The 26,730-nt window shown below is 73.3% G+C and carries 26 protein-coding genes; 8 read left to right on the top strand and 18 right to left on the bottom strand.

Annotated features, from left to right (window positions below; all coding sequences use genetic code 11):
- Positions 1-17 precede the first annotated feature (17 nt).
- Complete coding sequence (locus ABEB12_RS08135; protein ID WP_185064300.1) at positions 18-1,211, bottom strand: MFS transporter; 1,194 nt, start codon at positions 1,209-1,211, stop codon at positions 18-20.
- A 55-nt stretch (positions 1,212-1,266) separates the two neighbouring features.
- Here ABEB12_RS08135 and ABEB12_RS08130 point away from each other — a divergent pair, with 55 nt between their 5' ends.
- Positions 1,267-2,010, top strand: coding sequence for a helix-turn-helix domain-containing protein (locus ABEB12_RS08130; RefSeq protein WP_185064299.1), 744 nt, complete (start codon positions 1,267-1,269; stop codon positions 2,008-2,010).
- A gap of 72 nt (positions 2,011-2,082) precedes the next feature.
- The gene (locus ABEB12_RS08125) at positions 2,083-2,313 is read left to right on the top strand and encodes a hypothetical protein (protein WP_185064298.1); all 231 of its coding nucleotides are present in this window, start codon (positions 2,083-2,085) and stop codon (positions 2,311-2,313) included.
- A gap of 3 nt (positions 2,314-2,316) precedes the next feature.
- Here the strand turns inward: ABEB12_RS08125 and ABEB12_RS08120 are convergent, their stop codons facing one another.
- From ABEB12_RS08120 to ABEB12_RS08110, 3 genes are all read right to left on the bottom strand, one after another.
- On the bottom strand, positions 2,317-3,474 hold the full coding sequence (locus tag ABEB12_RS08120) for an acyl-CoA dehydrogenase family protein (RefSeq protein WP_345702661.1): 1,158 nt from the start codon (positions 3,472-3,474) through the stop codon (positions 2,317-2,319).
- 417 nt (positions 3,475-3,891) lie between these two features.
- A complete protein-coding gene (gene purE / locus ABEB12_RS08115) occupies positions 3,892-4,365 on the bottom strand; it encodes a 5-(carboxyamino)imidazole ribonucleotide mutase (RefSeq protein ID WP_185064712.1) in 474 nt (157 codons plus the stop codon).
- 60 nt (positions 4,366-4,425) lie between these two features.
- A complete protein-coding gene (locus ABEB12_RS08110) occupies positions 4,426-5,619 on the bottom strand; it encodes a 5-(carboxyamino)imidazole ribonucleotide synthase (protein WP_345702660.1) in 1,194 nt (397 codons plus the stop codon).
- An 86-nt stretch (positions 5,620-5,705) separates the two neighbouring features.
- Here ABEB12_RS08110 and ABEB12_RS08105 point away from each other — a divergent pair, with 86 nt between their 5' ends.
- From ABEB12_RS08105 to ABEB12_RS08095, 3 genes are read left to right on the top strand one after another with little or no spacing between them, the layout of a single operon-like run.
- Positions 5,706-6,230: a GtrA family protein gene (locus ABEB12_RS08105; RefSeq protein WP_185064296.1), complete on the top strand. Its 525-nt coding sequence runs from the start codon at positions 5,706-5,708 to the stop codon at positions 6,228-6,230.
- On the top strand, positions 6,227-7,033 hold the full coding sequence (gene hisN / locus ABEB12_RS08100; RefSeq protein ID WP_185064295.1) for a histidinol-phosphatase: 807 nt from the start codon (positions 6,227-6,229) through the stop codon (positions 7,031-7,033). Before ABEB12_RS08105 ends, hisN begins: the two co-directional genes overlap by 4 nt.
- A 27-nt stretch (positions 7,034-7,060) precedes the next feature.
- Positions 7,061-7,477, top strand: coding sequence for a MaoC/PaaZ C-terminal domain-containing protein (locus ABEB12_RS08095; RefSeq protein WP_185064294.1), 417 nt, complete (start codon positions 7,061-7,063; stop codon positions 7,475-7,477).
- Here ABEB12_RS08095 and ABEB12_RS08090 read toward each other — a convergent pair.
- From ABEB12_RS08090 to ABEB12_RS08035, 12 genes are all read right to left on the bottom strand, one after another.
- Positions 7,449-9,110: a helix-turn-helix domain-containing protein gene (locus tag ABEB12_RS08090; RefSeq protein WP_185064293.1), complete on the bottom strand. Its 1,662-nt coding sequence runs from the start codon at positions 9,108-9,110 to the stop codon at positions 7,449-7,451. The two genes, ABEB12_RS08095 and ABEB12_RS08090, sit on opposite strands and share 29 nt — an antisense overlap.
- Positions 9,111-9,282: 172 nt before the next feature.
- On the bottom strand, positions 9,283-10,869 hold the full coding sequence (locus ABEB12_RS08085) for a helix-turn-helix domain-containing protein (RefSeq protein WP_185064292.1): 1,587 nt from the start codon (positions 10,867-10,869) through the stop codon (positions 9,283-9,285).
- Positions 10,866-12,353, bottom strand: a complete 1,488-nt coding sequence (locus ABEB12_RS08080) for a hydantoinase/oxoprolinase N-terminal domain-containing protein (protein ID WP_185064291.1) — start codon at positions 12,351-12,353, stop codon at positions 10,866-10,868. Before ABEB12_RS08080 ends, ABEB12_RS08085 begins: the two co-directional genes overlap by 4 nt.
- On the bottom strand, positions 12,350-13,453 hold the full coding sequence (locus ABEB12_RS08075; RefSeq protein WP_221498514.1) for an S-methyl thiohydantoin desulfurase domain-containing protein: 1,104 nt from the start codon (positions 13,451-13,453) through the stop codon (positions 12,350-12,352). Before ABEB12_RS08075 ends, ABEB12_RS08080 begins: the two co-directional genes overlap by 4 nt.
- Positions 13,454-14,326: 873 nt before the next feature.
- Entirely contained in the window at positions 14,327-15,484 is a 1,158-nt protein-coding gene (locus ABEB12_RS08070) for a M20 family metallopeptidase (RefSeq protein ID WP_345702659.1), read from the bottom strand.
- Complete coding sequence (locus ABEB12_RS08065) at positions 15,481-16,392, bottom strand: DUF1028 domain-containing protein (RefSeq protein ID WP_185064289.1); 912 nt, start codon at positions 16,390-16,392, stop codon at positions 15,481-15,483. The genes ABEB12_RS08070 and ABEB12_RS08065 overlap by 4 nt, the downstream gene beginning before the upstream one ends.
- Positions 16,389-17,180, bottom strand: a complete 792-nt coding sequence (locus ABEB12_RS08060) for an alpha/beta fold hydrolase (RefSeq protein WP_345702658.1) — start codon at positions 17,178-17,180, stop codon at positions 16,389-16,391. The genes ABEB12_RS08065 and ABEB12_RS08060 overlap by 4 nt, the downstream gene beginning before the upstream one ends.
- Positions 17,177-17,629 carry a nuclear transport factor 2 family protein gene (locus ABEB12_RS08055; RefSeq protein WP_185064288.1) on the bottom strand — a complete coding sequence of 151 codons (453 nt, stop codon included), beginning with the start codon at positions 17,627-17,629 and terminating at the stop codon, positions 17,177-17,179. The genes ABEB12_RS08060 and ABEB12_RS08055 overlap by 4 nt, the downstream gene beginning before the upstream one ends.
- Before the next feature lie 16 nt (positions 17,630-17,645).
- On the bottom strand, positions 17,646-18,632 hold the full coding sequence (locus ABEB12_RS08050) for an LLM class flavin-dependent oxidoreductase (protein ID WP_185064287.1): 987 nt from the start codon (positions 18,630-18,632) through the stop codon (positions 17,646-17,648).
- A complete protein-coding gene (locus ABEB12_RS08045) occupies positions 18,629-21,067 on the bottom strand; it encodes a molybdopterin cofactor-binding domain-containing protein (protein WP_221498513.1) in 2,439 nt (812 codons plus the stop codon). The genes ABEB12_RS08050 and ABEB12_RS08045 overlap by 4 nt, the downstream gene beginning before the upstream one ends.
- The gene (locus tag ABEB12_RS08040; protein WP_345702657.1) at positions 21,064-21,528 is read right to left on the bottom strand and encodes a (2Fe-2S)-binding protein; all 465 of its coding nucleotides are present in this window, start codon (positions 21,526-21,528) and stop codon (positions 21,064-21,066) included. The genes ABEB12_RS08045 and ABEB12_RS08040 overlap by 4 nt, the downstream gene beginning before the upstream one ends.
- Positions 21,529-21,551: 23 nt before the next feature.
- Positions 21,552-22,358 carry an FAD binding domain-containing protein gene (locus ABEB12_RS08035; RefSeq protein WP_185064285.1) on the bottom strand — a complete coding sequence of 269 codons (807 nt, stop codon included), beginning with the start codon at positions 22,356-22,358 and terminating at the stop codon, positions 21,552-21,554.
- Between the two features lie 168 nt (positions 22,359-22,526).
- On the opposite strand from ABEB12_RS08035, the gene ABEB12_RS08030 reads away from it, so the two are divergent.
- Both ABEB12_RS08030 and ABEB12_RS08025 read left to right on the top strand, forming a co-directional pair.
- On the top strand, positions 22,527-23,366 hold the full coding sequence (locus ABEB12_RS08030) for an SAM-dependent methyltransferase (protein WP_221498512.1): 840 nt from the start codon (positions 22,527-22,529) through the stop codon (positions 23,364-23,366).
- An 18-nt stretch (positions 23,367-23,384) separates the two neighbouring features.
- On the top strand, positions 23,385-24,542 hold the full coding sequence (locus tag ABEB12_RS08025) for an ABC transporter substrate-binding protein (RefSeq protein ID WP_185064284.1): 1,158 nt from the start codon (positions 23,385-23,387) through the stop codon (positions 24,540-24,542).
- A gap of 154 nt (positions 24,543-24,696) precedes the next feature.
- Here the strand turns inward: ABEB12_RS08025 and ABEB12_RS08020 are convergent, their stop codons facing one another.
- Entirely contained in the window at positions 24,697-25,167 is a 471-nt protein-coding gene (locus tag ABEB12_RS08020; RefSeq protein WP_185064283.1) for an Rrf2 family transcriptional regulator, read from the bottom strand.
- A gap of 85 nt (positions 25,168-25,252) precedes the next feature.
- On the opposite strand from ABEB12_RS08020, the gene ABEB12_RS08015 reads away from it, so the two are divergent.
- The gene (locus ABEB12_RS08015; RefSeq protein ID WP_185064282.1) at positions 25,253-26,023 is read left to right on the top strand and encodes an NAD(P)H-binding protein; all 771 of its coding nucleotides are present in this window, start codon (positions 25,253-25,255) and stop codon (positions 26,021-26,023) included.
- 84 nt (positions 26,024-26,107) lie between these two features.
- Here ABEB12_RS08015 and ABEB12_RS08010 read toward each other — a convergent pair whose 3' ends face one another.
- Positions 26,108-26,725, bottom strand: a complete 618-nt coding sequence (locus ABEB12_RS08010; RefSeq protein WP_185064281.1) for a TetR family transcriptional regulator — start codon at positions 26,723-26,725, stop codon at positions 26,108-26,110.
- Between the last annotated feature and the right edge of the window lie 5 nt (positions 26,726-26,730).

Here is a 26,730-nt window from a genome sequence, read left to right as displayed (position 1 = left end):
CACTTCAGCACCCTGATTCAGTCAACAGTGTTGACTGAACCGACCTGCTGAAGTGACTGAATCGGCGGGCGGGGGCGGGGGTCGCGCAGGCGCAGGGCCAGCAGGGCTCCGAGCACGGGTAGCACGATCAGGCAGGCGAGCGTGGTCTGCAGTGAGGTGGCCCCGGCCAGGGCACCGAGTGCGGGGGCGAACATCCCGCCGACGCTCACGGCCAGGCCCAGGGTGACCCCGCTCGCCGTGCCGATCCGGCTCGGCAGGTAGTCCTGTCCCAGCGTGATGTGCAGGGAGAACGGCGCATACGAAGACAACGCGGCCAACGCGACGAAAGCCAGTAGCGCGGGCCCGGGCACGAACGCGACGCCGGCCAGGGCCAGCGCGGACACCGCGTAGGACACCCGCATCACCGGCAGCCGGCCGAACCGCGCGGCCAGCTTGCCGCCCAGCCAGGTGCCCACCGCGCCACTCGCGTACAGCACGAACAGCGCGATCCCGCCGACCAGCGGGGAGTTGCCGACCCGTTGGAACACGAACAGCGCGAGGAAGGTGCTCAGCCCCAGGTAGGCCATCGAGCGCAGCACGATGATCAGGGTGAGCACGCCGAACTCCGGCCAGTTGTCCCCGGCGGTGACGCGGGCCTTCGCCGACGCGGCGCGCCGCTCGGCGGCCGCCCGCCGGCCCAGCAGCGGCAGGGTGACCAGCGTGCCGACCAGCGCCGGCAGCACCAGCACCGGCGCGGCGGCCAGGCCGCCGAACGCGAGCAGCGGGGTCACCAGTGCCGGGGCCAGCGCGAAACCGATGTTGCCGCCCAGCGAGAACCAGCTCATCCGCACGTGGTCACCACCGGTCACCGAGCGGGCCATCCGGGCGGCCGCCGGGTGGTACGCGGCCACCCCGACCCCGGACAGCGCGATCACCGCCAGCGACAGCGGGTACCACTGGGCGAACCCGACCAGCGCGACCCCGATGCCGGCCAGCAGCGTGCTCGCCGGGATCAGCCAGCGCATCTCCCAGCGGTCGTTGAGCAGCCCGAACAGCGGCTGGACCAGCGAGTTCAGCACGTTCGCGGCGAGCACGAACCCGGTCACCGCGAGGTAGTCGTAGTGGCGTTCGGCGACCAGGAAGGGCACCATCACCGGCACGATGCCCTGGTAGATGTCCACGCTGCCGTGTCCTACGGCGAGCAGCACGGTCGGGGTGCGACGGTCCGTCATGAGCTCCAGCTTCGGCCGCCACCCGGGTTGGCGGCTTCCGATAATCTGCCAATCGATGTCGAAAATCCGCCACGCCCCGGTCGCCGCCACCGCGCTGAGGACACTCGCCGCCGGCGACGAGATCGACGCGCACCGCCACGACGACAACCAGATCGTCTACGCGGCCCGAGGGGTGCTGTCGGTGACCACCGACCAGGGGCGCTGGATCGCGCCGGCCACCCGGGCGATCTGGGTGCCCGCCGGCGCCGTGCACGAGCACCGTGCCTACGGCCGGACCGACCTGCACATGGTCGGCCTGCCGGCCGGCGACAACCCGCTGCGGCTGGACGCGCCGGCGGTGCTCGCGGTCGGCCCGCTGCTGCGCGAGCTGATCATCGCGTACACCCGCGACCCGGAGGACACCAGCGCGGAGCGGCGCCGGCTGCGCGCGGTGCTGCTCGACCAGCTGCGGCAGTCACCGCGCGAGCCGGTGCGGCTGCCGACCCCGCGCGATCCCCGGCTGGTCGCGGTGTGCGCGCTGCTGCACGCCGACCCGGCCGACCCGAGGCCGCTGGCCGAGCTGGGCGGCCGGGTGGGCGCGAGCGACCGGACGCTGTCCCGGCTGTTCCGCGCCGAGCTGGGCATGACCTTCCCGCAGTGGCGCACCCAGCTGCGGCTGCACCGGGCGCTGATCCTGCTGGCCGACCGGACCCCGGTGACCACCGTCGCGCACCGCTGCGGCTGGTCCACCGCGAGCGCGTTCATCGACACCTTCCGCGCGACCTTCGGGCACACCCCCGGCCGTTCGCTGGAGGGTTAGCTCCCGCTAAAGAATGACCACTTGGCGCGCCCGGCCGTGGAAAGATGGTTCCCCGGGGCGGAAGGGGGTGCTGTGAGCGGCGTGCCGTTCTGGCAAACCCTGGTCGGCGTGATCGGGATGATCGTCTGGGGCGCGATGTGCGGTTTCCCCGCCCTCGCGCTCTACAGCCTGGCTATGCGCCCGCACGGCGGCGGGAAGTCCACCTGGGTCGCCCTGGTGCTGATCCTGCTCGTGTGGTTCCCGCTGGTCACCTGGGTGTGCATCTGGGCGATGTCCAACCTGATCGGGTTCACGCTGCTCTAGCGTCTAGCGGCGCAGCAGTGCCCTGGCCATCACCATGCGCTGGATCTGGTTGGTGCCCTCGTAGATCTGGGTGATCTTGGCGTCGCGCATCATGCGCTCCACCGGGAAGTCCCGGGTGTAGCCGGCCCCGCCGAACAGCTGCACCGCATCCACGGTGACCTCCATGGCCACGTCCGAGGCGTAGCACTTGGCGGCACTGGCGAAGAACGTCATGTCCGGCTCGCCGCGCTCCACCTTGGCGGCGGCGACGTAGGTCATCTGCCGGGCGGCCTCCACCTTCATCGCCATGTCGGCCAGCATGAACTGGACGCCCTGGAACTCGCCGATGGCCTTGCCGAACTGCTTGCGCTCCTTCACGTAGGCCACCGAGGCGTCCAGCGCGCCCTGCGCGAGGCCCACCGCCTGCGCGCCGATGGTCGGCCGGGTGTGGTCGAAGGTGCGCATCGCGGTCTTGAAGCCGGTGCCCGGCTCGCCGATGATCCGGTCGGCCGGAACGGTGCAGTCGGTGAAGTAGATCTCGCAGGTGGGCGAGCCCTTGATGCCCAGCTTGCGTTCCTTGTTGCCCACCTCGAAGCCCGGGTCGTCGGCGTGCACCACGAACGCGGAGACCCCGTTGGCGCCCTTGTCCGGGTCGGTCACGGCGAACACCGTGTACCACTTGGAGATGCCCGCGTTGGTGATCCAGGCCTTCCCGCCGTTGAGCACCCAGTGGTCGCCGTCCAGGCGCGCCTTGGTCTTCATCGCCACCGCGTCCGAACCCGACTCCCGCTCGGACAGCGCGTAGGAGATCATCGCCTCGCCCCGGGCGATGGACGGCATGACCTGCTGGCAGAGCTCGTCCGACCCGGACAGCAGGACCGGCATCGAGCCCAGCTTGTTCACCCCGGGGATGAGCGAGGAGCTGCCGCAGACGCGGGCCACCTCTTCGATCACGATGCACCCGGCGATCGCGTCCGCGCCGTCACCGCCGTATTTCTCCGGCAGGAATACCGCGTGGAAGCCGGCGGCGGTCAGCGCCTTGAGAGCCTCCGTGGGGAAGCGCGACTCCTCGTCGACCTCGGCCGCGTGCGGCGCGATCTCCTTCTCGGCGAGCGCGCGGACCGCGGCGCGGAGCTCCTGGTGCTCTTCGGGCAGCTGGTAAGCATCGAACGCGTCGTTCACAGATCGGGATGTTAGCCCTGGTCGGCGGCCCGCGCCCAGGGACGACATCCGTACGGGTAGGACCGCCCCCCGGCCTCGCACCACACTGTCGGGTGACGGGCCGGGAAACGAGACGACCCCCGGGGCGGTTTCACGCACATCGCGTGACCAAGCTGGACGACGGCTTGGACCCCGGGGGTCGGGTGACTGTCGGGAATTGCCGGCACCGAACCGGCTTCCATCGACCGTCAGGATTCTCGGTGCTAGCGGACAGCCACCTCACAAGTCCTATGGCAATACACCGCTGGACCACCTCCTCTCCTGTGTACCGCCACCGTACGTGCGGCCGAGGAACCCCCGCAACGCGGTTTCTCAGGGACCCCGTCCCCGGTCACACCCGCGTTCGGTGTGTGCGAGCGACCCCCGTCGGTGGGTGGGTTAGTCGGTGAGAGAGGCGCGGAGGGCGGCGTCCTTGGTGAGGACCAGGCGTTCCAGGTCGGCCTGGTAGGTGAGCATGCGGGTGCGTAGCTCGGGGTCGGCGGCGCCCAGGAGGCGGACCGCCAGCAGGCCGGCGTTGCGGGCGCCGCCGATCGAGACGCAGGCGACGGGTACGCCGGCGGGCATCTGGACGATCGACAGGAGCGAGTCCATGCCGTCCAGGTGGGCCAGCGGGACCGGGACGCCGATCACCGGCAGCGGGGTCGCGCTGGCCACCATGCCGGGCAGGTGGGCCGCTCCCCCGGCGCCCGCGATGATCACCTGCAGGCCCCGGTCGGCGGCCTGGCGGGCATAGTCCAGCATCCGGCCGGGGGTGCGGTGCGCGGACACCACGGCGACCTCGTGCGGCACCTCGAACTCGGCCAGCGCCTCGGCGGCGGCCGACATCACCGGCCAGTCCGAGTCGCTGCCCATGATCACGCCGACCAGCGGCGACTCCGGGGAACTCACTTTCCCTGCTCCTTGTCTTCCTCTTCAGTGCCAGCCGTCGCGCCACACCGCTCGGGAGAGCCAGTCGGCGGCCAGCGCGGCGCGGCGGCGCACCGGTGCCACCTCTTCGCCCAGAACCGTCACGTGGCCGATCTTCCGGCCCGGCCGTTCCGCCTTGCCGTACAGGTGCACCTTGACGTCCGGGAAACGGGCGAACAGGTGGTGCACCCGCTCGTCCAGGCCCATCTCCGGGACCGGGTCGCCCCCCAGCACGTTGGCCATCACGGTGACCGGCGCCCTCGGCGCGGTGGACCCCAGCGGGTAGTCCAGCACGGCCCGCACGTGCTGCTCGAACTGGGAGGTCACCGAGCCCTCGATGGTCCAGTGGCCGGAGTTGTGCGGGCGCATGGCCAGCTCGTTCACCAGCAGGCCGGTGCCGTCCGGGCCCGGCTCGTCGATCTCGAACAGCTCGACGGCGAGCAGGCCGACCACGTCCAGCTCCTCGGCCACCCGCAACGCCAGCCGCTGCGCCGCCTCGGCCCGCGCCGGGGTGAGCCCGGGCGCGGGGGCGATCACCTGCACGCAGATCCCGTTGTCCTGCACGGTGTGCACCACCGGCCAGGCCGCGCCCTGGCCGAACGGCGAGCGGGCGACCAGTGCGGCCAGCTCGCGGCGCATCTTCACCCGCTGCTCGACCAGCAACGGCGTGCCGGCGGCGAGCGTCTCGGCCAGGATCGGCGCGGCGTGCAGCGGGTCGTCCAGCATCCAGATGCCGCGTCCGTCGTAGCCGCCGGTGCGCGCCTTGAGCACCACCGGCCAGCCGTGCCGGGCGGCGAACTCGTTCACCTCGCGCGGCGAGCTGATGGCCCGGAACGGCGGGCAGGGCACGCCCAGCGCGGACAGCCGCTCGCGCATCACCAGCTTGTCCTGCGCGTGCACCAGTGCCGCCGGCGACGGGCGCAGCGGCACCTCCAGCTGGGCGGCCAGCGAGGCCAACGGCTCGGCGGGCACGCCCTCGTGGTCGAAGGTGACCGCGTCGCAGCCCTTGAGGAACTCGGCGAGGGCCGCCGGGTCGTCCGGCTGCCCGAACACCACGTTCGGCGCGACCACGGCCGCCGGGTCGTCGGCGGACACCGCGAGCACGCGCAACGACTGCCCCAGTGCGATCGCCGCCTGGTGGGTCATCCGGGCCAACTGCCCGGCTCCGACCATGCCGACTACCGGGATACGGGTGCTCACGGGTAGAAGAGGATAACTCCCCAGCTCAGAGGGCTATGTACAGGCGGGCGCATGCCTCGGGATCACAGGTCAATAAACTGGGCCGCGTGACGGTGGTCGAAACGGTGCTCAGCTGGATCCCCCAGCCGTACCGCGACGTGGCGATCCGGCACCGGGAAATGGTGAAGTTCGGTCTGGTCGGCGGGACCACCTGGGTGATCGACACCGCCATCTTCCTGCTGCTGAAGAGCACGATCCTGGAGCCCAAGCCGGTCACCGCCAAGGTGATCTCCGTGGTGGTCGCCACCATCGCGTCCTACATGCTCAACCGGGAGTGGTCGTTCCGCACCCGGGGCGGCCGGGAGCGCCACCACGAGGCGGTGCTGTACCTGCTGATCAGCGGGATCGGCGTGGCCGTGTACTCCGCGCCGCTGTTCATCTCCCGGTACGTGCTGGACCTGCGGGTGCCGGCGGTGACCTTGTTCACCGAGCACCTGGCCGACTTCGTGTCCGGGCAGATCATCGGCGTGCTGGTGGGCATGGTGTTCCGCTGGTGGGCGTTCCGCCGGTTCGTGTTCCCGCACGAGGACGGCCGGCAGAAGCCGGTCCCGGCCGGTACCGGCGCGCCATGAGTCAGTGCGACGGGGAGGCGGGCGGGTGGAAGGCAGATCTGGCCCTCGCGTTGCGCCTGGCCGATCGCGCCGACGGGATCACCCTGGCCCGGTTCCGGGCCGCCGACCTGCGGGTGGACCGCAAGCCCGACCGCACGCCGGTGACCGACGCGGACACCGCGACCGAGGACGCGCTGCGCGCCGTGCTCGCCGCCGAGCGCCCCGGCCACGCGGTCGTCGGCGAGGAGCGCGGCGGTTCGGTGGACGCCGGCCGGGGCTGGGTCATCGACCCGATCGACGGCACCAAGAACTACTCCCGGGGCGTCCCGGTGTGGGCCAGCCTGATCGCGCTGGTCTCGGACGGCGACCCGGTGGTCGGCGTGGTGAGCGCGCCGGCGCTGGGCCGCCGCTGGTGGGCCTCGGCCGGCGGCGGAGCGTGGGCGTCCGACGCCTCGGGCGGGGAGCCCCGGCGGCTGGCCGTCTCCGGGGTACACGAGCTGGCCGACGCCTGCCTGTCCACCACCGAGCTGAGCAGCTGGGCCGAGCGCGGCGAGCTGGACCGGTACCTGGACCTGGTGGCCCGCTGCTGGGTGGTGCGGGCGTTCGGCGACTTCTGGCAGCACATGCTGGTCGCCGAGGGCGCCATCGACGTGGCCATCGACGCCGAGGCCAACGCCTGGGACCTGGCCGCCGTGCAGCTGGTGGTCACCGAGGCCGGCGGCCGGTTCACCGACCTGACCGGCGCGGACGGCTTCACCGGCGGCAGCGGCATGTCGTCCAACGGCCCGCTGCACGCGCCGTCGCTGGCCGTGCTGCGGGGCTGACCGGCCGGGCGTGGCACGATCCGGGGTATGACGGGGCTCACCTTCGGCGACTTCACCGGCGGCCGGGTGTTCGAACTCGGCACGGTCACCGCCGACCGGGACGAGATGCTCGACTACGCCCGCCGGTTCGACCCGCAGCCGATCCACCTGGCCGAGCGGCCAACCGCATCCGGGCTGTTCACCGCGTCGCTGTGGCTGCGCGCGTGGGTATCCGGTGTGGTGAACGACACCCCGGCGCTGCGCACCGGGGGCGCCAACTCGTTCAGCTGGCCGGCCCCGGTCTACCCGGGCGACGCGCTGGCCGCCCGCGCCGGCGTGCTCGGTGCCCGGCGGTCCAGGGACGACCCGAGCCTGGGCGTCGCGGACATCCTGGCCACGCTGAACCGGGGCGACGAGTGCGTGTTCCGGGGTCAGCTCACCGTGCTGTTGCGCGAGCCAACCTGACCTGGAGCTCCGTCGTGAACCGCGCCACGGGGTCGGCGAGGTCGAAACCGCCGAGCGTCTCGATCCGGCGCATCCGGTAGCGCAGCGTGTTGCGGTGGATGCACAGCCGTTTGGCCGCGGCGCCCAGGTCCGCGCCCGCGTCGAAGAACGCCAGCAGCGTGTCCAGGTGGTCGGTGTAGCGCGCGGCGTCGGCCCGGCGCAGGCTGGCCAGCGGCCCGCTGGCCAGCAGGTTCGGGTGGTCGGCGGTCAGCTCGGCCAACTCGGCCAGCACCAGGCGGGGGCGCAGCTCCTCGAGCCGGCCGATCCCGTCGGGGGGCAGGTCCAGGGCGCGGGCCAGGTCCCGGCTTAGGGAGGCCGGGTCGCCGTCCGGGCCGAACGGCTCGCTCAGGCAGGTCGCCAGGCCGGGGCCTCCGAACTCGGCGTACCGGCTGCGCAGGCGCTCGGCCAGCCGCACCGCTCCGGCCGGGCCCGGGTACCCGGCCAGCACGAACACCCGGCCGTCCAACCCCACCGCCGTGGCACCGGGACAGGTCAGCCTGGCGCACCGGGCCAGCAGGCCGTGATCGGGCAGGTCCGACGAACCCCCGAAGCCGATCAGGAACCACTCGCCGGCCGCTTCCGCGGTCGCCGGTCCCTCGGTCCGGCCGGCAGCGGTCCCGTCGCACCCGGTCCGGCCGGCCGCGGTCACTCTCCGCCCGGAGCGGGCCGGACGCAGCCGTTCGGTGAGCGGACGCAGCGCGCCACGGCCGGCGAGTACGCCGCGCAGCAACCGGCTGACCAGCAGATCCTCGTCCGGCGCCGCCGCCGGGGGATCCGGCAGGAATGCCGGCGCCGCCGAGGCCGCCACGTCCGCCGCGACGGCGAGCTCCTCGGCGGAGAGCAGCCGGTCCGCCTCGGCCACACTGACGTAGCCCACCACCGAGTCACGGGCCAGCACCGGCGCGACCAGCCGGGGACTCCCGCCGGGCGGGGTCAGCCGTACCGGCTCGCGGGTGTGGCGCAACCGGGCCAGCTCGCCGGTGCGGGTCAACCAGTCGCGCCCGGACTCGGGCACCCGCCGGGCCAGGATGGTCTTCACCCGCAGCGGGTCCAGCGGCTGGTCCCGGTGGGCGAACGCGAGCACCCGCAGCTCGGCATCGGTGATCAGCACCGGCGCGCGCAGGGCGACCGCCGCCGCCTCGGCCAGCTCGAAAAGCCGCCCGGGCTCGTGCGGCCGCTCGGCCGGCGCGGTGAGCCGGGCCGCCGGGAGCAGCGCGCGGGCCGTGAGGCAGATGTCGTCCCAGCACAGCTCGCCGGCGGCGAGCAGCAGCGCCACCCGGGCGTGCTCGGCCAGCTCCCGCCACGCCGGCAGATCGTCGACGCCCTTGACCAGCACGGCGGACACGCCGGCCCGGCCGGCCTCGGGCAGCAGCAGGTCCGGGCGGGCGGCGTCGGGGGCCAGCACCAGGTCGCCCCGGCAGAGCCGGTCCGGAGCGTGGGCGTCCCAGATGGTCACCCCGGTGACCGGGACGTCCAGGCCACGCGGGGCGGCGAGCACGTCGAACCGGTGTGCGCCGGCCAGCAGGCCGAGCAGCGTCACAACGGCCGGCTCGCCCCGCTCGGGCGCGGCCGGGCGCTCGTCCAGCAGCGTCATGCGTTCAGAGGCTAGGAACCCCGACAGCGCCCGTCAGTGGGCACACCGCCCTGTTTCGGCAATCTAGCTGGGCAGTATGCCCACTGTCGCTCGCGGTTCAGACCGGCCGGTCCCGTACCTGAATCCCCGACTCACCGTGCACGAATCCCCGACTCGCCGGGGGGTGGGTGGCTCAGGTCCAGTCGACGCCGACGGCCCGGACGGCGAGGTGCACCACCACGCGGTCGTCGGGGTCGTCCAGGTTCACCGGGAGGAGTTTGCGGATCCGGTCCAGGCGCTGCATCACGGTGTTGCGGTGCACGCCGAGCAACGCCGCCGTCTCGGTCGCCGAGGACTCCTGGTCCAGGTACCGGCGCAGGGTGCGCACCAGCTCCCCGGACGGGTCGGCCTCGCGCAGCGGGGTGAGGACCTCCGCCGCCACCGAGCGCAGCGTGCCGGACGCGTACCAGCCCACCAGCAGCCGTTTCATGCTCACCGCGTCCAGGTGCTCCACCGAGGCCGCGCCGTGCTCGGTGCGGGCCAGCAGGCACGCCTGGCGGGCCTCCTCCAGCGAACGCTGGATGCCCGCCGTGCCCGGGTGCGCACCGCCCACCCCGGCGCACAGCGCCAGGCCCCGGTGCGCCGCCTCCACCGCGAGCAGCGCGGACCGCACGGCGGCCAGCAGCGGGCCGGGGTCCAGCGCCTCCGGCTCGGATTCGGCGGTGGTCCAGAACGCCCAGCCGTCCGGGCGCTCCACCAGGCGCGCCCGGATCCCGCCGCCGGACAGCTGTTCCTCCAGCTCCTCCACCAGCTCGGCCGGCCGGGTGCCGGGACGCGACTCGCGCACCGCCAGCTGTACGGCGGTGTGCCACCCGGCCAGCCGCCAGCCCAGCGCGGCGGCCCGCTCCACGGTCCTCGGCGCCGGCGAGTCGCCCTGGTCCAGGATCTCGCCGAGCAGCAGCGCGCGCTGGCGGCTCTCCCGCTCCAGCGCCGCCGTGTTGCCGGCCACGTACACCGCGAAGGACAGCGCGGCGATGGCCAACGACTGGCGCAGCGGTTCCAGTAGCGCCCCGGTGGCCGTGCTCAGCCGGGCGACCAGCCAGAAGCTGGCCGGTCCGGCGCGGTCCAGCAGCACCGGGTGCAGCAGAACCACGTCCGAGGAGCCCAGCGGGAAGGTCTCGGCGGCCGGCCGGCCACCGGCCAACCGGGCGCGGATCTCCGGCCGGTGCAACGGCTCGCGGGCCGCCGGGTCGCCGGCCACCGGGCGGGACTCCGCGTCCACCAGCGCGACCGGCCCGCCCAGGGTCTGGGCGAGCGTCCGGGTCAGCTCCTCGGCGCTGGTCGGCGCGGTCTGGAAGCGCTGCGCGGTGGTACCGAGGATGCGCAGCCCGGCGATCTCCGGCGCCCGCACGTACGGGTCGAAGGTGGCCGCCACGGCGGCCGGGGCCACCGCCTCCACGCCGACCAGCGGGAGGGCCAGCTTGTCCGCGAGCCTCCTGGTCACCAGCGGCACCGGGCGGTCCGGGCGCTGCGCGATGATCCCGGACAGCCCGGCGCCCCGGCCGAGGCGCAGCGCCAGGTCGGCGGCCAGCTCGTCCAGCACCAGCTGTTCGGGTCCGAACACCACCACGCTGCCCGGGCTCAGCTCGCCGATGCCGGCCACGCCCGCCCCCGGCACCACCATGCGCACCGGCCGGTCCAGGCCGGCCGCGCCGCCGAACACCTCGTACCCGGTGAGCAGCCCCATGCCGAGCAGCTGCCCGAGCGTGACAGTGCTCATCGGCCGCGCGACGACAGCAGGGGGCCGGTGGCGGTCACCCGCAGGCGCACGCAGCGCACCGGGACGTAGGTCATCAGCGCCTCCCGCACCTCGCCCACCCGAACCCGCGCCGGGTCCGCGCCGGACCGGATCGCCGCCTCCCGCGCGATCCGCCGCGCCAGCGCAACACATTCCTCCCGGCTGCCCGAACCAAACCAGAACAGCCGGTCCACCGTCGCGGCGGCCCGCCCGCCGGCCGCGCCGAACGCGGCCGCGAACCGCGCGTGAGCCGGTCTTACCGGCTCCACCCCGGGCACCGCCAGCGCGCCGGCGCCGCCGCCGACCACCACCACGGGCACCCCGTCCAGCCCGGCCGCGACCCGGTCCAGCGCATCCCGCAGCCCGGCACCCGGCACCCCGGCCGACCGCACACCGGGCAGCCCGGCCCCCCGCACCCCGGCCGCCCGCGCACCGGGCAGCCCGGCCCTCGACACCCCGGCCGCCCGCGCACCGGGTGGGCGGGCCGACTCCGGCCGAGAGCCAGCCGCTCGGCCGACCGGCGCCCCGGGGACGTCGACCACCCGGATCGGCCGCAGGCTGGTGCGCACCCCGCACACCTCCAGGGGCAGCCCGCTCTCCCGGGGCAGCCCGTCGACCTGCGCGGACAGCCGCACGCCGACCGCCCCGGCGTCCACGACAACCAGGTCGGCCTCGCCGGTCAGGTGGGCCGCGCCGGCCCGGGCGGCGCCGTGCGAGGCGTCCAGCATGTGCAGCGGCTGCCGGGCGGCGCGGGCGGCCGGCAGCACGGTGCCGGTGCCGCCCATGAGGTAGAGGTCGGCGTCGATGCCCGCGCCGGCCAGCGAGCGGCCGAACTCCTCCACCAGCCGCCGCGCGCCCGGCGCGGCGGCCGCGTTGAGCACCGTGGTGTTCTCCCGCTCCAGCAGCCCGGCGCCACCGGACTCGTGGCTGGTGATCACCGGGACGTCCAGGAGCTCGGACAGCAGGCTCAGCGCGCGCTGTTCGTGCGCCGGGTTGATGTGCGCGTCGGTGCCGGTCACCGCGACCGCACCGACGCCGGCCGCGCGGCAGGTGGCCGCGAACTCCCGGACCGCCGGTTCGTCCAGCGGGCCGAACTCCATGCCGTCGTACCGGTGCCCCCCGCGTACCACCGCCACCGGGCCGGCGACCCGGGCGGCCAGCTCCGCCGGCCAGCCGGTCATCGGCGGCACCGAGGTGGTCGCGGGGGCGCCGATGCGCAGCACGCCAACCCGCTGCGCCTGTGAGTGATTTGTGTGGCCATAGCCACACAAATCACTCACAGGCAACGCAGCCGCCACCACGACCCGCTCGATCCCGGCCAGGGTCGCCGGATCGGCCAGGCCGGTGACCAGGTCGGACACACTCGCCTCGCCCGGCAGCTCGCGCCGAACCGGCGGACCGCCGTCGCCGGGCAGCAGCACGGCGGTGGCCCGCTCCGGAGCGAGGTCGATGCCCAGGGCGCTCACACGCGCACCGGTTCGATGTCGTAGCCGAACGCCCGGGGGCCGGCCAGCGCGATACCGTCGTCGGTGTGCCAGCGCGGGTCGGCGGGCATGGCGACCACATGGACCCGCTGGCCGACCACCAGGTCCACGGTCTGCATCACCGCCCCGGTGTCCGTGTCGATCACGTTGATCAGGTCCGGCACGGTCACCCGGACCACGCCGTCCTCGGCGGCCACCAGGTTCTCGTTCTGGAAGTCCACCCTCAGCACCCGGCTCGGGTCGTCCAGCGACTGGACGCTCAGCACCCCGCGCGGGAACCCGTCGGTGCCGGTCGGGTCGGAGCGCTGCACCAGCTCCGCGACCACGCCACGCACCAGCGGCACCCCGCCGAACTCGGCCAGCGACTCGGCGGACAACCCGGCGAGCGGCTCGGCGAGCGATCCGGTGAGCGATTCGGTAAGCGACTCGGTGAGCGCCCGGCCGATGCGCAGGCAGCGGCTCAGCCCGCCGTTGGCGGCGTACCGCGCGCACTGGCCGGCGGTCACCTGGTAGGTGCTGATCAGCGCGACCAGGCTGAGTTCGGGCAGGCAGCTGCGCAGCAGCGCGGAGACCGTGCGGTGGTCGGGGGCGGAGAGCATCACGCGCGCGTCCTTGGCGTCCACCGCGAACAGCGGCGCCGGGGAGATGCCGGCCAGCGTGAACAGCGTCATCTCCACCATCGGGAACACCCGACACATCGCGTCCGCGTCCAGGCACGGCAACCCTAGCTGGGCGGCCACCACCAGCGGCAGGGCCGCGTTCACCGGTCCCGGCTGGAGCGGCAGCACCGCCTCGCACGGCCGCCCGGCGGCGGTCTCCACCAGCTCGCGCAGCCGCTCGCTCTCCGCATCGCCGGGGAACATCTCGACCAGCGTGGCCGGGGCGCCCGCCCCGATCACCGGCAGCACCGGTGCGTCCGCGTCCATCTCGGCGGCGTCCACCAACGGTACCGGCCCGTACCGCTCGATCGCGGCCAGCAGCATCTGCCGAGGCACGTACCCGTCCCCGCCCCCTCCACTGCCCAGCACGGCCGCCCCCCGCACCAGGTGATCGACGTCCCCCACCCCGACATACCTCGCCACGCCACCCTCCCGACCAGCTCGCACACCGTTCAACCACCCGGAGCACATGTTGCACCCGTGCTCCCAGAGCCATGGCTCTGCGTGGAAATATGCAACAGCGGCCTGGACGACGGCTCCTTCGATGAGCTTGGCGGGTGCTCGCCGGTCGACCGCGGGTAGTCCAACCGCACGGCCGCGAATCACCGAGGTCGCGACCAGAGACATTTGATCATGGGAAAAGGTCTCTGATCGCGACCCCGGCACGAGTGCCGCCGGTTTGAGTAGGACCTGGGTTTACCGACGGCTTGGACCGCGCAGTTGCGCTGCTCTGATCCGAGAATAAGTACGGGCGGGGCGCATGTACTGGTGTGGCATGTTTGACCCTTCGGGTCAGCGGCCCTGGCCCCGGCTTGATCGCCAGCCGTGACAGCTCAGCCTCGAAATCGCGGCTGAGCCGCCAGGATCAGCGATCACCCCGGTGAACGCGACCAGCGGCACCATTCTCATTCCACTCGCGAGTGCCACACCGGCGGCATCCCTGTCTGCCGCGGCATCGAGTCCCGCCGGCCCGTTTTCCGGGTGGATCCCGGCGTTGGTCACGGACCGTAACACCAGTGAGGCGACGATGAAGACTGGCTCGACAAGCGCTTTTCGACGTCGACGAAGTGACGGGATCGGGAGCCCATGCACCCGTCACACACCGTGACGCAGTGATGAGACAACCTCCGCGAAACGCCACCAGCGGCAGCCGAGCCGCGGCAGACCGGCCCAAGCGGCGCCGTCCAAGCCATCGGTAAACCCAGCCCCACGCAAACCGGGGGCGCCCAGACAGATCACGGTCAATCGCCCCGCGCGGCGGTGGTGCGGGGGCTCACCACGCATGCGTGGTGTTGCTCAGCCGGTGAAGGTGGCGAATGCCGTTGCGAAGGTGCGGGCGGCGGAGGTGAGGTCGGGGATGGGCACGTACTCGTCGGCGGTGTGGGCGACGGTCATCGAGCCGGGGCCGTAGACCACGGTGGGGATGTCCAGCTGGTTGCGCAGGAACCGGGCGTCGGTGGCCAGGTAGAGGCCCCGCTCGGGGCCGCCGCCGCAGGCGCGCACGAACTCCGCGAAGGGGTGGCCACCCGCGCCGGGCAGCTCGGAGCCCTCCACGAAGGTCAGCACCTCCAGCTCGTAGACCACGCCAGTGCGATCAAGCACCTCCCTCAGCGCAAGGACGGCCTGCTCGCGGGTCTGCCCGGGCAGGGTCCGCCGGTCCACGCGCAGGGCGCAAGCACTGGCCACGATATTCGGCGCGGTGCCGCCGGAGATCACGCCGACGTTGCAGGTGGGCGTGCCGAGCAGCCGGTGCGCCGGGTCGCCGAAGTCGGCCAGGTGCAGCCCGGACACCAGGCGCGCGGCGTCCGCGATGGCCGAGTGGCCCCGCGCCGGGTCGCTGCCGTGCGCGGCCCGGCCGGCCACGGTGATCTCGGCGAGCAGCGCGCCGCGCTCGGCCACGCACACGCCCAGCTCGCTGGGCTCCGGCACGATGGCGCCCGCCACGCCGGAGATGAGCCCGGCGTGCAGCAGGGCCTCGGTGCCCCACCGACCGCCCGTCTCCTCGTCCGCGACCAGGTGGAACAGCACGTCGCAGGCGGGCGGGACCCCGACGTCCTGGCAGGCCCGCAGCCCTTCGATGGCCGCCGCGATGCCGCCCTTCATGTCGCACGCGCCGCGCCCGTAGAGCCGGCCGTCCCGCCGGACTCCCCCGAACGGCGGGACGGTCCAGTCCTCCGCGACCACCGGCACCACGTCGACGTGCCCGTTGACCAGCAGCCCGGGCCGGTCCCCGGTGCCGACCCGGGCCAGCAGGGAGACCCGCCCCGGCGCGGGCTCGAACACCTCCGGCCGGCCGCCGAGGCCGCGCAGCACGTCGGTGAGCAGCGGCAGGATCGGGCTCTCGTCGCCCGGCGGGTTGCGGGTGTCGCACTGGATCATCGCGGCGGTGAGGTCCACGCACCGCCGGGTGTCCACCGCCGCGCGGGCGGCGGCCGCCAGATCCACCGAGGTCACAGATACTCCTTGGTGCCGGGCAGGAACCCGAGCGGGCCGATCCCGGCGAGGAACTCGCGCAGCGCCGGCCGGTAGGCGAACAGGTCCGCGAACAGCGTTCGCGCTTCGTCCGCGCTGCCGGAACGGGCCAGCAGCACCGCGCGCCAGAAGTCGGCCTCCCGGTTGTCCGGCCCCAGCAGCTCCGAGGCGTCCGCCAGCCCGGCCAGCTTGGCAGCCAGCTCCTCCGGCGTCACCCCGGCGTAGGGGCCGATCATCAGGCCTTCCTCGAAGATCACCCCGCCGATCACGTCGAACGCCCGCTGCCGGGGCAGCAACCGCTCCAGCTCGCCGATCGGGTCGGGATGGTCGTCCACCCGCAGGTCCACCAGCACCTGCCGCCACGGTGTCGGGCCGCGTACCCCGGAGACCACGCTGAGCACCGCCGACTGGGAACCGCGCACGTCCCCGCCGGCGTCCTCGGCTGCCCGCATCGCGGCCAGCATCCGGTCGGCCAGCGGGCCTTTCGCGTCCTCGTACGCGGCCAGCATGTCCGGCACGACGGACGCGGCGGCCAGCATGTTGCCCTGCACCGCCACCCCGTCACCGGTCAGCCCGGCGGCATGCGGCGCGCAGCTGCCGCCGGTGAAGGTGGCGGCCCGGCCGGTCGCGTCGACCACGCCCAGCTGGCGGTAGCGGCTGAGCGGGTCGGCACCGGTGAGCGCGTCCACGATCACGTCCGGCGGCTGGCCTTCCCGCATGGCGGCCACCGCCGCCGGGCCGTAGTCCACGTTCACGAAGGCCTGGGTGGCGGCCGCGCCCACCCCGGCCTCGGCCCAGCCGACCAGCCGGCCGACCCCGAAGAAGTGCGACTGCGAGCCGACGCCCAGCTCCCCGGTGTCCGGGTCGCGCGCCACGATGGAGTACGTCATCTGGAAAGGTCCTCCCGGAGCAACTCGGCAACCCGGCCGGGAACTTCGAGCATCGGCAGGTGCCCGATGCCCTCCAGCAGGGTGACCCGGCCGCCGGTGGCGGCCGCGATCTCCTCGGTCATGGCCGGCGGACACGTGGGGTCCTCGGTGCCGCCCACCGCGTGCACCGGCGCGCGGACCCGGCCGGCGACGGCCCGGATGTCGGCGTCGAAAGCGCCGCGCAGGATGTCCGCGATCACCGCCTCCGAGCGGGTGCCGACCGCCTCCCGCATCACCCGGCGCACCTCGTCGTTCGCCCGGTAGGCCGCGCCCACGATGTCCGGCACCAGGTCGGCGAAGTACCGCTCGGTGCCCTTGGCCACCAGCTCGGCCACCATCGCCTCGATCGCCGAAGCGGGCACGCCGGTGCCCAGGGTGGACCCGAACGTGGTCACCCCGGTGGCCAGCTCCGGCCGCGCGGCGGCCACCGCCAGGCTGATCGAGCCGCCCAGCGAACCGCCGGCCAGGTGCGCCCGGCGCACGCCCAGCGCGTCCAGCACGGCCAGCGCGTCGGCCGCGTACCCGTCCACCGTGTACGGCCCGCTGAGCACCGAGCGGCCGTGCCCGCGCAGGTCCAGGGCCACCGCCGGCCGGTCCAGCAGCGCCATCACCCTGGTCCACACCCCGGCCGCCGAGTTGATCGGGTGCACCAGCAGCACCGGCTCGTCCGCCGCGAGGTCACCGGAGACCGTCACCGCCAAGTGCCCGGCCGGCCCGTCCACCGACCGGGCCGTCAGTGCGCGCGTCACTCGGTGACGTACTTGGGCGTGCCCTCGGGCGCGCTCTCGCTGACGTGCATGTGCCAGATCCGCCAGTCCGCGCCGCCGGCGCCGTCGTCCCGCCGGTAGAACTCGGTGTTGCGGAACCGGGTGACCCCGGAGTTCTCCAGCTTGCCGGTGGTGGCGTCGGGCATCAGCAGCTCGGCCTCGCCCTCCGAGGTGAGCAGCGCGACGTCCCCGTACACCTGCACCTCCGGCTCGCCCACGTCGGCGATCCGGGTGATGTTCACGCCCACCTTGTTCAGGTTGTCCCACAGCTTCGCCTTGTCGGCGGCGCCGTGGTAGGTGAATCCGTTCAGGTTGAACTGAAGGTAACCATCTCCCTCCGGGAAGTAGGGCAGCATGTTCTCCGCGTGCAGGCCCACGTTCGCGGCGAACCAGCCGTTGTGCACCTTCAGTACAGCGTCCTGGTCTGACATTTTCGCGCTCCTCTGCTCAGAACTCGGGCAACAACTCACGCACGGCGGCCAGGGACTCCTCCGCCCCGGCATCCACCAGCGGGACCACCACGACCCGGTCCGCGCCGGCGTCGAAGAAGCGCTGGAACGCGACCCGCGCATCGGCGGTCCCGCCGGTCACCGACATGGCCCGCAGCCACTGGTCGGGCATCTCGGCGTGCACCACCTCGGGACCGCCCCGGGTCAGCATCTCGGCCAGCGCGTCGTTCCCGCCGATGGAGGCCAGCAGCGGGTTCGGGCCGGTCGCGGCCAGGTAGAAGGCCAACACCGGCTTGATCTGTTCAACCGTCATGGACGCAGTGGCGGCGTCCCGGGCGACGTTCACCGCCACCAGCACCACCAGCTGGGGCTTCTCCCGGCCGGCGGAGGCGGCCGCCTTGTCCAGCTTCTCCCGGGTGGCGGCCACGTACTCCGGCGTGGCCAGCACGCTGACCACCATGCCGTCGGCCATCTCCCCGGCCAGCGCGATGCCCTTGTCGCCCAGCACCCCCAGGTAGACCGGCACCGGCTCGGCCGGCGGGTGGGTCAGCGCCACCTCGGTGAACCCGTGCACCAGCCCGTCGGCGGTGTGTTTCTGCCCGGACACCAGGGCCTGGAAGCCGGTCACGGTCTCGCGCAGCGCGCTCATCGGCTTCGGCACGGTGAGCCCCATCTGCGCGGTCCAGGCCGGCACGCCGTGCCCGATGCCGGCGCGGAACCGGCCGGGATAGGCGCGGGCCAGGGTGGACGCCTCCATGGCCAGCAGCGCCGGGTGGCGCACCACCGAGGACACCACGGCGGTGCCCACCTTGATCCGCTCGGTGGCACCAAGGGCGATCGCCGACGCGGCCATGCCGCCGAGGAAGAAGTAGTCCTCCGGCACCCACAGCTCGCCGAACCCGGCGGCCTCGGCCTCCCGGGCCACCTCGGCGACCTTCTCCGGCGGGGTGGTGCTGCCCATCAGCAGCCCGATCTTGCTGGTCATGAGAGTTCTCCTAGTGCGTGAAGGATTCGCTCCGGCAGCACCGGAATGGCGGTGAGCTCGGCCGCGCCGGCGGGCAGCGCGTCCTGGACGGCGTTCACGATCGCCGCCGGTGCGGCGATCACCCCGCTCTCCCCGACGCCCTTGGCGCCGTTGAGGGTGAACGGGGTCGGCGTCTCGGTGTGGAACAGGTCCAGCTCGGGAATCTCGGTGGCCAGCGGCACCAGGTAGTCGGCGAACGCGGTGGCGCGGGGCTGCCCGTCCTCGTCGTAGGTCAGCTCCTCCAGCAGCGCGGCGCCCTGGCCCTGCAACGCCCCGCCGACCACCTGCGCCTCGACCAGGCGCGGGTTCAGCTGGGTGCCGCAGTCGTGGCCGAAGACCAGCCGCCGCACGGTGACCTGGCCGGTGTCCCCGTCCAGCTCGACCAGCGCGGCCACCACGCCGTAGGAGAAGGCCAGCGCGGCCGGTTCGAAGGTTCCCAGCTCCTGAATGCCCGGCGCCATGCCGGCCGGCAGGTTCCCGCCCTGGTAGGCGGCCGACGCGATGGCGGCCAACGAGACCGGCGGGGTCGCCGCGCCACGTACCGCGAAGCCACCGGGAGAAGCGCCAGCGGAACGAGCATCGGCGCCGGGCACCCGTTCCACGTCGTCCGGGTCGGCCTCCAGCAGGTGCGCGGCGATCCGGCGCATCTTCTCCACCGCCTTGCCCGCCGCGACCAGCAGCGAGGACCCGCCGACCCCGGCGCCCCGGCTGGCCCCGCTGGCGTACGCCGTGTAGTGGCTGGACGCGGTGTCCCCGAAGCGCACGGTCACGTCGTCCATGGACACCCCGAACGCGTCGGCGGCGGCCTGCGCGAACGCGGTCTCCAGGCCCTGCCCCATCGGGGTCTGCCCGCTGTCCACCCGGACCGTGCCGTCCGGCTCCACGGTCACCGTGGTGGCGTCCCAGCCGCCGGTGGTCACCCCGATCAGCGGCAGCACGCCGGAGGGGCCGAAGTTGGTGCACTCGTTGTAGAAGGCCAGGCCGAGCCCCACCCGGCGGCCCTCGGCGCGGGCCGTGTCGCGGAACGCGACCGCTTCCCGGTACGCCGGGCGCTGCTCCAGCAGTGAAAGCATCCGCTGGTAGTCGCCGCTGTCGATGAGCTGCCCGGTGGCGTTGGTGTACGGGAAGTCCTCGATCAGGTTGCGCCGGCGCAGCTCGGCCGGGTCGAGGCCCAGCCGGCGGGCGGCGATGTCCAGCAGCCGCTCCATCGGGAAGTTGGCCTCCGGCTGGCCGAAGCCCCGGTAGGCGCCCAGCGGGGTCTTGTTGGTGACCACCGCCGTGGCCCGGATGTCCACCGCCGGCACCCGGTACGGCCCGCACAGCATCGCCCCGGTGGCCCAGCCGGTGCCCGCGCCGCAGGTGGACGGGGCGCTGCCCAGGTCCAGCGTGTAGCGGGCGCGCAGGCCGAGGATCGCGCCGTCCTCGGTGAACCCCACGGACAGGCGCATCTCCTGGGCCCGGGCCGGGGTGGAGGCCACGAACGACTCGTCCCGCTGCTCGGCGAACCGCACCGGCCGGCGCAGCGCCAACGCGAAAAACGCGGCCAGCACCTCCTCCGGGTAGAGCACGGCCTTCATGCCGAACGCCCCGCCCACGTCGGGCGCGACCACCCGGACCCGGGTCTCCGGGATGCCGAGCATCGCCGCGATGCCCTCCCGGACCTGGTGCGGCGACTGGGTGGAGGTGTAGACGGTCAGCTTGGGCCCGGCCGGGTCGTAGTCGCAGACCACGCCCCGCCCCTCCAGCGACGTGGCCATGATCCGCGCGCTGGTGAACGTCTCCTCGACCACCACCGGGGCCGCCGCCAGCGCGGCGGCGGCATCCGGCGGCTCCGGCATTCCCGGCGAGGCCGGCATGGGCCGGGCACCCAGCTCGGCGCCCGGCGGGGACGCGGTCGGGGTGACCGGCCAGGCGGCGGTGACCTGCACGTTGCTGCCCCAGTCCGGGTGCAGCAGCGGGGCATCCGGCGCCAGCGCGGCTTCCACCGTGGTGACCACCGGCAGCGGCCGGTAGTCCACCCGGATCAGCTCGCACGCGTCCTCGGCGACGTACTGGTCGCGGGCCACCACGACGGCGACCGGCTCGCCGACGTGCCGGGCCCGGTCCACCGCCAGCGGCCGGCCCGGCCCCACCTTCTGCCCCGGCAGGTCCCACAGGTAGCGCTGCGGCGCGATCCGCTCGAACAGCTCGGCACCGGTGGCCACCGCGTAGACCCCGTCCAGCTCGCGCGCGGCGGAGGTGTCCACGGCGACGATCTCCGCGTGCGCGTGCGGGCTGCGCAGCACCGCCAGGGTGGCCTCTCGGGGCAGGTGCACGTCATCGGTGTACCGGCCGGCGCCGCGCACGAACCGCGCGCCGTTGCGGGACTCCACCGGGGTGCCCAGATACCCGGTCACAACCGCTCCAGCGCGGCTTCGAGGGCGTCCAGGATTCCCGCGTAGCCGGTGCACCGGCAGATGTTGGCGGCCAGCCGGCGCTTCAGCTCTTCCCGGGTGAACGTGGCGCCGGCCCGCGCCTCGGCCAGGATCTCCGTGCCCAGCACCACGAACCCCGGGGTGCAGAACCCGCACTGGAAGCCCGAGTGCTCGATGAACGCCCGCTGCAGCTCGGAAAGCGAACCGTCGGCGTCCTCCACCCCTTCGACCGTGGTGATCTCCGCCCGGTCCGCCTGCACCGCCAGGGTCAGGCAGGCCCGCGCCGAGCAGCCGTCCACCAGCACCGTGCAGGCGCCGCACCAGCCCTGGTGGCAACCGGCGTGCGTGCCGGTGAGCCGCGCCGACTCGCGCAGGAAGTCCACCAGCAGCGTGCGCGGCTCCACCAGTGCGCTCACCCGCTCGCCATTGACTGTGACGCTCACGGCCGTCACCGCGCGCGAGCCGCTCATGCCGCGACCAGTTCGTCGATCAGCCGGCGCACCGCGGCCCGCGCCGCCACCTCGGCCAGCCGGGCGCGGTAGGCCGGCGAGCCGTACCGGTCGGCGTTCGGGGTGACCAGTTCGGCCAGCGCCTCGGGCAGCCCGTCCGCGTCCTCGGCGAGCACCTGGACCAGCAGCGGGGTGTCGGCCAGCCCGGAAACCGCCACCCGCATCCGGCCGTCGCGCAGCCCGGCGACCACGGACACCTTGGCGTGCCGGCGGAAGTGCCGCTGCTCGAAGACCCAGTGCTCGCCCGGCCCGGCCAGGGGCAGCCGGACCGAGGTGAGCAGCTCGTCCGGCCGCAGCGCGGTGCGGAAGGGACCGGTGAACAGCTCGGTGGCCTCGATCACCCGTTCCCCGCGCACCGACCGCACGCACACCGAGCCGCCCAGGCCCAGCAGCACGGCGGGCAGCTCGGCGGTCGGGTCGGCGAAGGCCAGGCTGCCGCCCACGGTGCCCCGGTTGCGGGTCGGCACGTGGCCGACGTGGTCGAGCGCCTCGCCCAGCACCCCCGGCGCGGCGGACGCCCCGCGCACCGCCCGCTGGGTGACCGAGGCGCCGATGCACAGCCGGCCGTCCCGCTCCGCCACGGTGGCCAGCTCGTCGATCAGCCGCAGGCCCACCAGCGCGGACGGGCGGCGCTGGCGGGCGTTTAGCTGAGCGATGAGGCTCTGCCCACCGGCCAGCACGGCGGCGTCCGCGCGCCGGTGCAGCTCGGCGCAGGCGTCCGCGACACTCGTCGGTTCGACGTACTCGAACGGCGCCGGCCGCATAAAGTCCTCCAGTCAACTGCCGTGACTGGAGAGAACCTAAAAGTGTCCGGCGTGCACTATCTTCGGCACGGCGGACAAACCTCCTCGTGATCGGGTGTGCACGTTGCCCTGGCTCGAGATGTTTGATAACACTCCGGGGTGGGACTTCGACCGAGGGCGGGGGGAACGGTGAGCGAGGACAGTTCCTGGATGATGCGGCCGCCCAAGCCGCCGGTGCTGGGGGACGAGTACTTCCGCAAGCCCTCGCCCGCCCGGATGTGGAACTACCTGCAGGGCGGCGACGACAACTACCCGCTGGACCGGACCGCCGGCGACATGATGGCCAGCGCGTTCCCGGACATCTTCTACCTGGCCAAGCAGACCCGGAAGTTCCTCATGCGCGCGGCGCACTACGTGGCCACCGAGGGCGGCGTGCGCCAGTTCATGGACATCGGCTGCGGGCTGCCCGGCCCGCGTGACCTGCGGGACCTGCACGAAGTGGTGCAGGAGATCCACCCGGACGCCCGGGTGGTGTACGTGGACAGCGACCCGGTGGTGCTCGCGCACGCCCAGGCGTGGCTGGTCAGCTCCACCCCCGAGGGCGTGTGCACCTATCTCGAGGCCGATGTGCACGACCCGGGGACGATCCTCGCCGAGGCCGCGGAGACGTTGGATTTCGACCGGCCGACCGCGATCTGCCTGCTCGGCATCCTCGGCCATGTCGCCGAGTTCGAGGAGGCCTGCGCGATCGTGGACCGGCTGGTCGCGGCGGTGCCGTCGGGCAGCTACCTGATCGTGGCCGACGGCTTCGACGACGGCGGGCCGCTGCACCAGGGCGTGGCCGACCGCAACACCACCGGTATCGACCCGTACCACCTGCGCCGGGTCGAGCAGTTCCGCCGCTACCTGCGCGGCCTGGAGATCATCGAGCCGGACATCGGCCCGGTGACCTCCTGGCGCCCGGATCCCGCCGAGGCCGACGGCCTCCGCCCGGCGCTGCAGTACGGCGGCGTCGCCCGCAAGCCCTGACTCCCGGAGACTCACCCGATGCGACGTGTCCTGCTGCTGTCCCTCATGCTCACCGGCCTGCTGGCCGGTTGTGCCGGCGGGCCGCCCGAGCCCGCGCGGCCGGCACCGGCCGCACTGCCCCCGGCCGAGGGCAACCAGCGCCTGGCCGGGGTGTGCCCGGAGACGGTGGTGATCCAGGACGTCTGGGAGCCGGACGCCAACCAGGCCGCCGAGTACCAGCTGATCGGCCCGGGCTACACCATCGACGCCGACCACAAGCGGGTCAGCGGCCCGCTGGTGGTCGGCGGCAAGGACACCGGGGTGAAGGTGGAGGTGCGCAGCGGCGGCGCGGCCATCGGCTTCGGCACCGTGCCGGCGCAGATGTACCTGGACCGCTCGATCACCCTCGGCTCGGTGCACGGTGACCTGGCCATCGCCACCTCGGCCAACCAGCCGGTGACCGCCGTGGTCGCCCCGCTGAACAAGAGCCCGATGAGCCTGATGTGGGACCCGGCCACCCACCCGGACTGGCGCGGGGTGGCCGACATCGGCCGCTCCGGGGCGAAGGTGGTGGTGGCCAAGGACAGCTTCTACGCCCCGCTGCTCGTGGCCAAGGGCCTGATCAAGGCCGACCAGGTGGACACCGGCTACACCGGCGCCCCGGCCCGGTTCGTCGCCGACCCGTCCATCGCCCAGCAGGGCTACCCGACCAGCGAGCCGTACATCTACGAGCACGAGGTGCCCAGCTGGGGCAAGCCGGTGAGCTACCAGCTGCTCGCCGATGTCGGCTACAACATCTACCCGCAGGGCCTGTCGGTGCGCACGGGTGACCTGGAGTCGCTGTCCGGCTGCCTGGCCCGGCTGGTGCCGATCATCCAGCGCGCGCAGGTCGACTACCTGAACAACTCCGGGCCGACGAACGAGCTGCTGGTCGAGGTGGTGAACCGGTACAACTCCGGCTGGACCTACTCGCGGGGTGTCGCGGACTACGCCGCCAAGATGCTCCGCGACCTGCGCATCGTGACCAATGACCGCGGCGGCGCACTCGGCGGCATGGACCCGGCCCGGGTGCAGTCGATGATCGACACCATGGCCCCCGTCCTGACCCGCACCGGCGCCACCGTCAAACCCGGCCTGCGCGCCGCCGACGTGGCCACCAACCGCTTCATCGACCCGGCCATCCGCCTCTCCCACTGATCAATTCATCCTCGGAGACGTTCTGCGTGCCGGCAGAGTCTCTAAGGATGAGTTGACCGTGTGCGGGTCGGGGCCTGGCAGGGCGCCCTGGGGTCCGGGTGATCATCATCAATCAGCGCGGTCCTCGCGGCCGCGAACCGGCGGCCCGGGACAGCTAGCGGCCGGTGAGCAGTGACCGGGTGCGGGCGGGCGCGGTCGGCGGGAGCGCGTCCAGGATGTCCACCAGGGTGACGCCGGCCAGGCTGGCCCGCCAGGCCCGGTGCGCGTCGGCCATCTTGGCGGCCAGGATGCAGGTCTCCCGGCAGTCCTCCGGGGGCAGCCCGCCCTTGCCCCGCTGCCGGATCTCCCGGCACTCGTAGGGCGCGGACGCGCCGTCCACCGCCTCCACCACCTCCAGCAGCGTGATCTCGGCGGCCGGCCGGGCCAGGCGGAACCCACCCCGGGGGCCGGTCGTCGCGGCGAGCACGCCGGCCTTGACCACCGACTGCAGCTGCTTGGCCAAGTACGGCGCCGGCACGTCGAAGTACTCCGCCAGCTGCGCCGCCGACGCGGTACCGCCGGGCTCCAGCTGCGCCAGGGAGGCAACGCAGTGCAACACCCACTCGGTGCTCACGGGCAACTTCACCGTCACAGCATATCTGCGGATATTGCGGATCTGCAAAGTCCGAGATAATCTCGGTGGCAGACAACCGGAACAGAAGGAGATCGTCATGCGAATCGCGGTAGCCGGCGCCACCGGCAACATCGGCTCCCTCACCGTCGCCGCGCTGGAACGGTCCGGGCACGAGGTGACCCGGATCAGCCGTTCCCTGGGCGTCGACCTGGTCGGCGGCGAGGGCCTGGACCAGGCGCTGGCCGGGGTGGACGCGGTGGTCGACGCGACCAACGGCCCGGTGTCGAGCGAGGCCGAGACGGTGGCCTACTTCGCCGCCACCACCGCCAACCTGCTGGCCGCCGAGCAGCGCGCCGGGGTGCGCCACCACGTGCTGCTCTCCATCGTCGGCGTGGACCGGGTGCCCGGCAACGCGCACTACGCCGGCAAGCGGGAGCAGGAGCGACTGGTGGCCGCCGGCCCGGTGCCGTGGACCATCGTCCCGGCCACCCAGTTCCACGACTTCGCCGGAATGGTGGCCAGCTGGACCGAGCAGGACGGCGTGGCGACCATCGCGCCGCTACTGGTGCAGCCCATCGCGCCGGCCGACCTCGCCGACGTGCTGGCGGAGGTCGCCGCCGGCGGGCCGAAGGGCCGCTACGCCGACGTGGCCGGCCCGGAGACCCAGGACCTGGTCGACATGGCCCGGCGCACCCTGGCGGCCCAGGGCCGCCAGGTCAAGCTGGTGCCCACCTGGTCGGGCGGCATCTTCGACGCCACCATGGCCGGCGACATCCTGCTCCCCACCCCCGACGCCCGCCTGACCCCCACCACCTTCGACCAGTGGCTAACCGCCACCCACCCCGTCCCAGTGCCTTCAGCACCCTGATTCAGTGCCTTCAGCACCCTGATTCAGTCAACAGTGTTGACTGAATCAGCGTGCCAAAGTGACTGAATCGGCGGAGGGGTCGGTTCAGGTGTAGGCGTAGCGGACGATCAGGTCGGTGACCTCGTCCAGGAAGACGTCGCGCTCGATGGGTGGGCGGTCCAGCACGTAGCGCATGGTGAGGTGCTCCACCACGCGCACGGACATCCACACCCGCACCGAGGACCGCGGCACCGGTTGCGAACGCAGCCGCAGGTGGGCCAGCACCAGCTCGCCGATGCGTTCCTCGACCGCGGCGATCTTCTGGCTGACGCCCAGCCGGGGGGTGTTCTCCGAGATGGCCCGCACCAGCTCGGGCTGCTCCTCGAGCGCGTCCAGGGTGACCTGCAGCGACTCCCGGATCAGCTCGCGCTCCCCGCAAGTACCGATCTTGGAGAGCAGGTGGCCGGTCACCCGGGCGACCAGCTGGTCGGTGTACTCCTGGACGACCGCCGCGACGATCGCGTCCTTGTCCGGGAAGTACTGGTAGAGCGAGCCGGGGCTGATCCTGGCGGCACGGGCGATCTTGTTGGTGCTCGCGGCGCTGTAGCCGTCGTTCTCGAGCACCGTGCGGGCGGCGTCCAGGATGGCCCGCACCATCGAACGCGAGCGGTCCTGTTGCGGCAGGCGCCGCCGCCTACCAGGCCCGCTGGTCGCCGGCGTCATCGAAA

It is taken from the genome of Actinospineispora eucalypti (assembly GCF_039543365.1).
GTDB classification, from domain to species: Bacteria; Actinomycetota; Actinomycetes; order Mycobacteriales; family Pseudonocardiaceae; genus Pseudonocardia; species Pseudonocardia eucalypti.
This window is presented reverse-complemented; position numbering and strand designations above follow the sequence as displayed.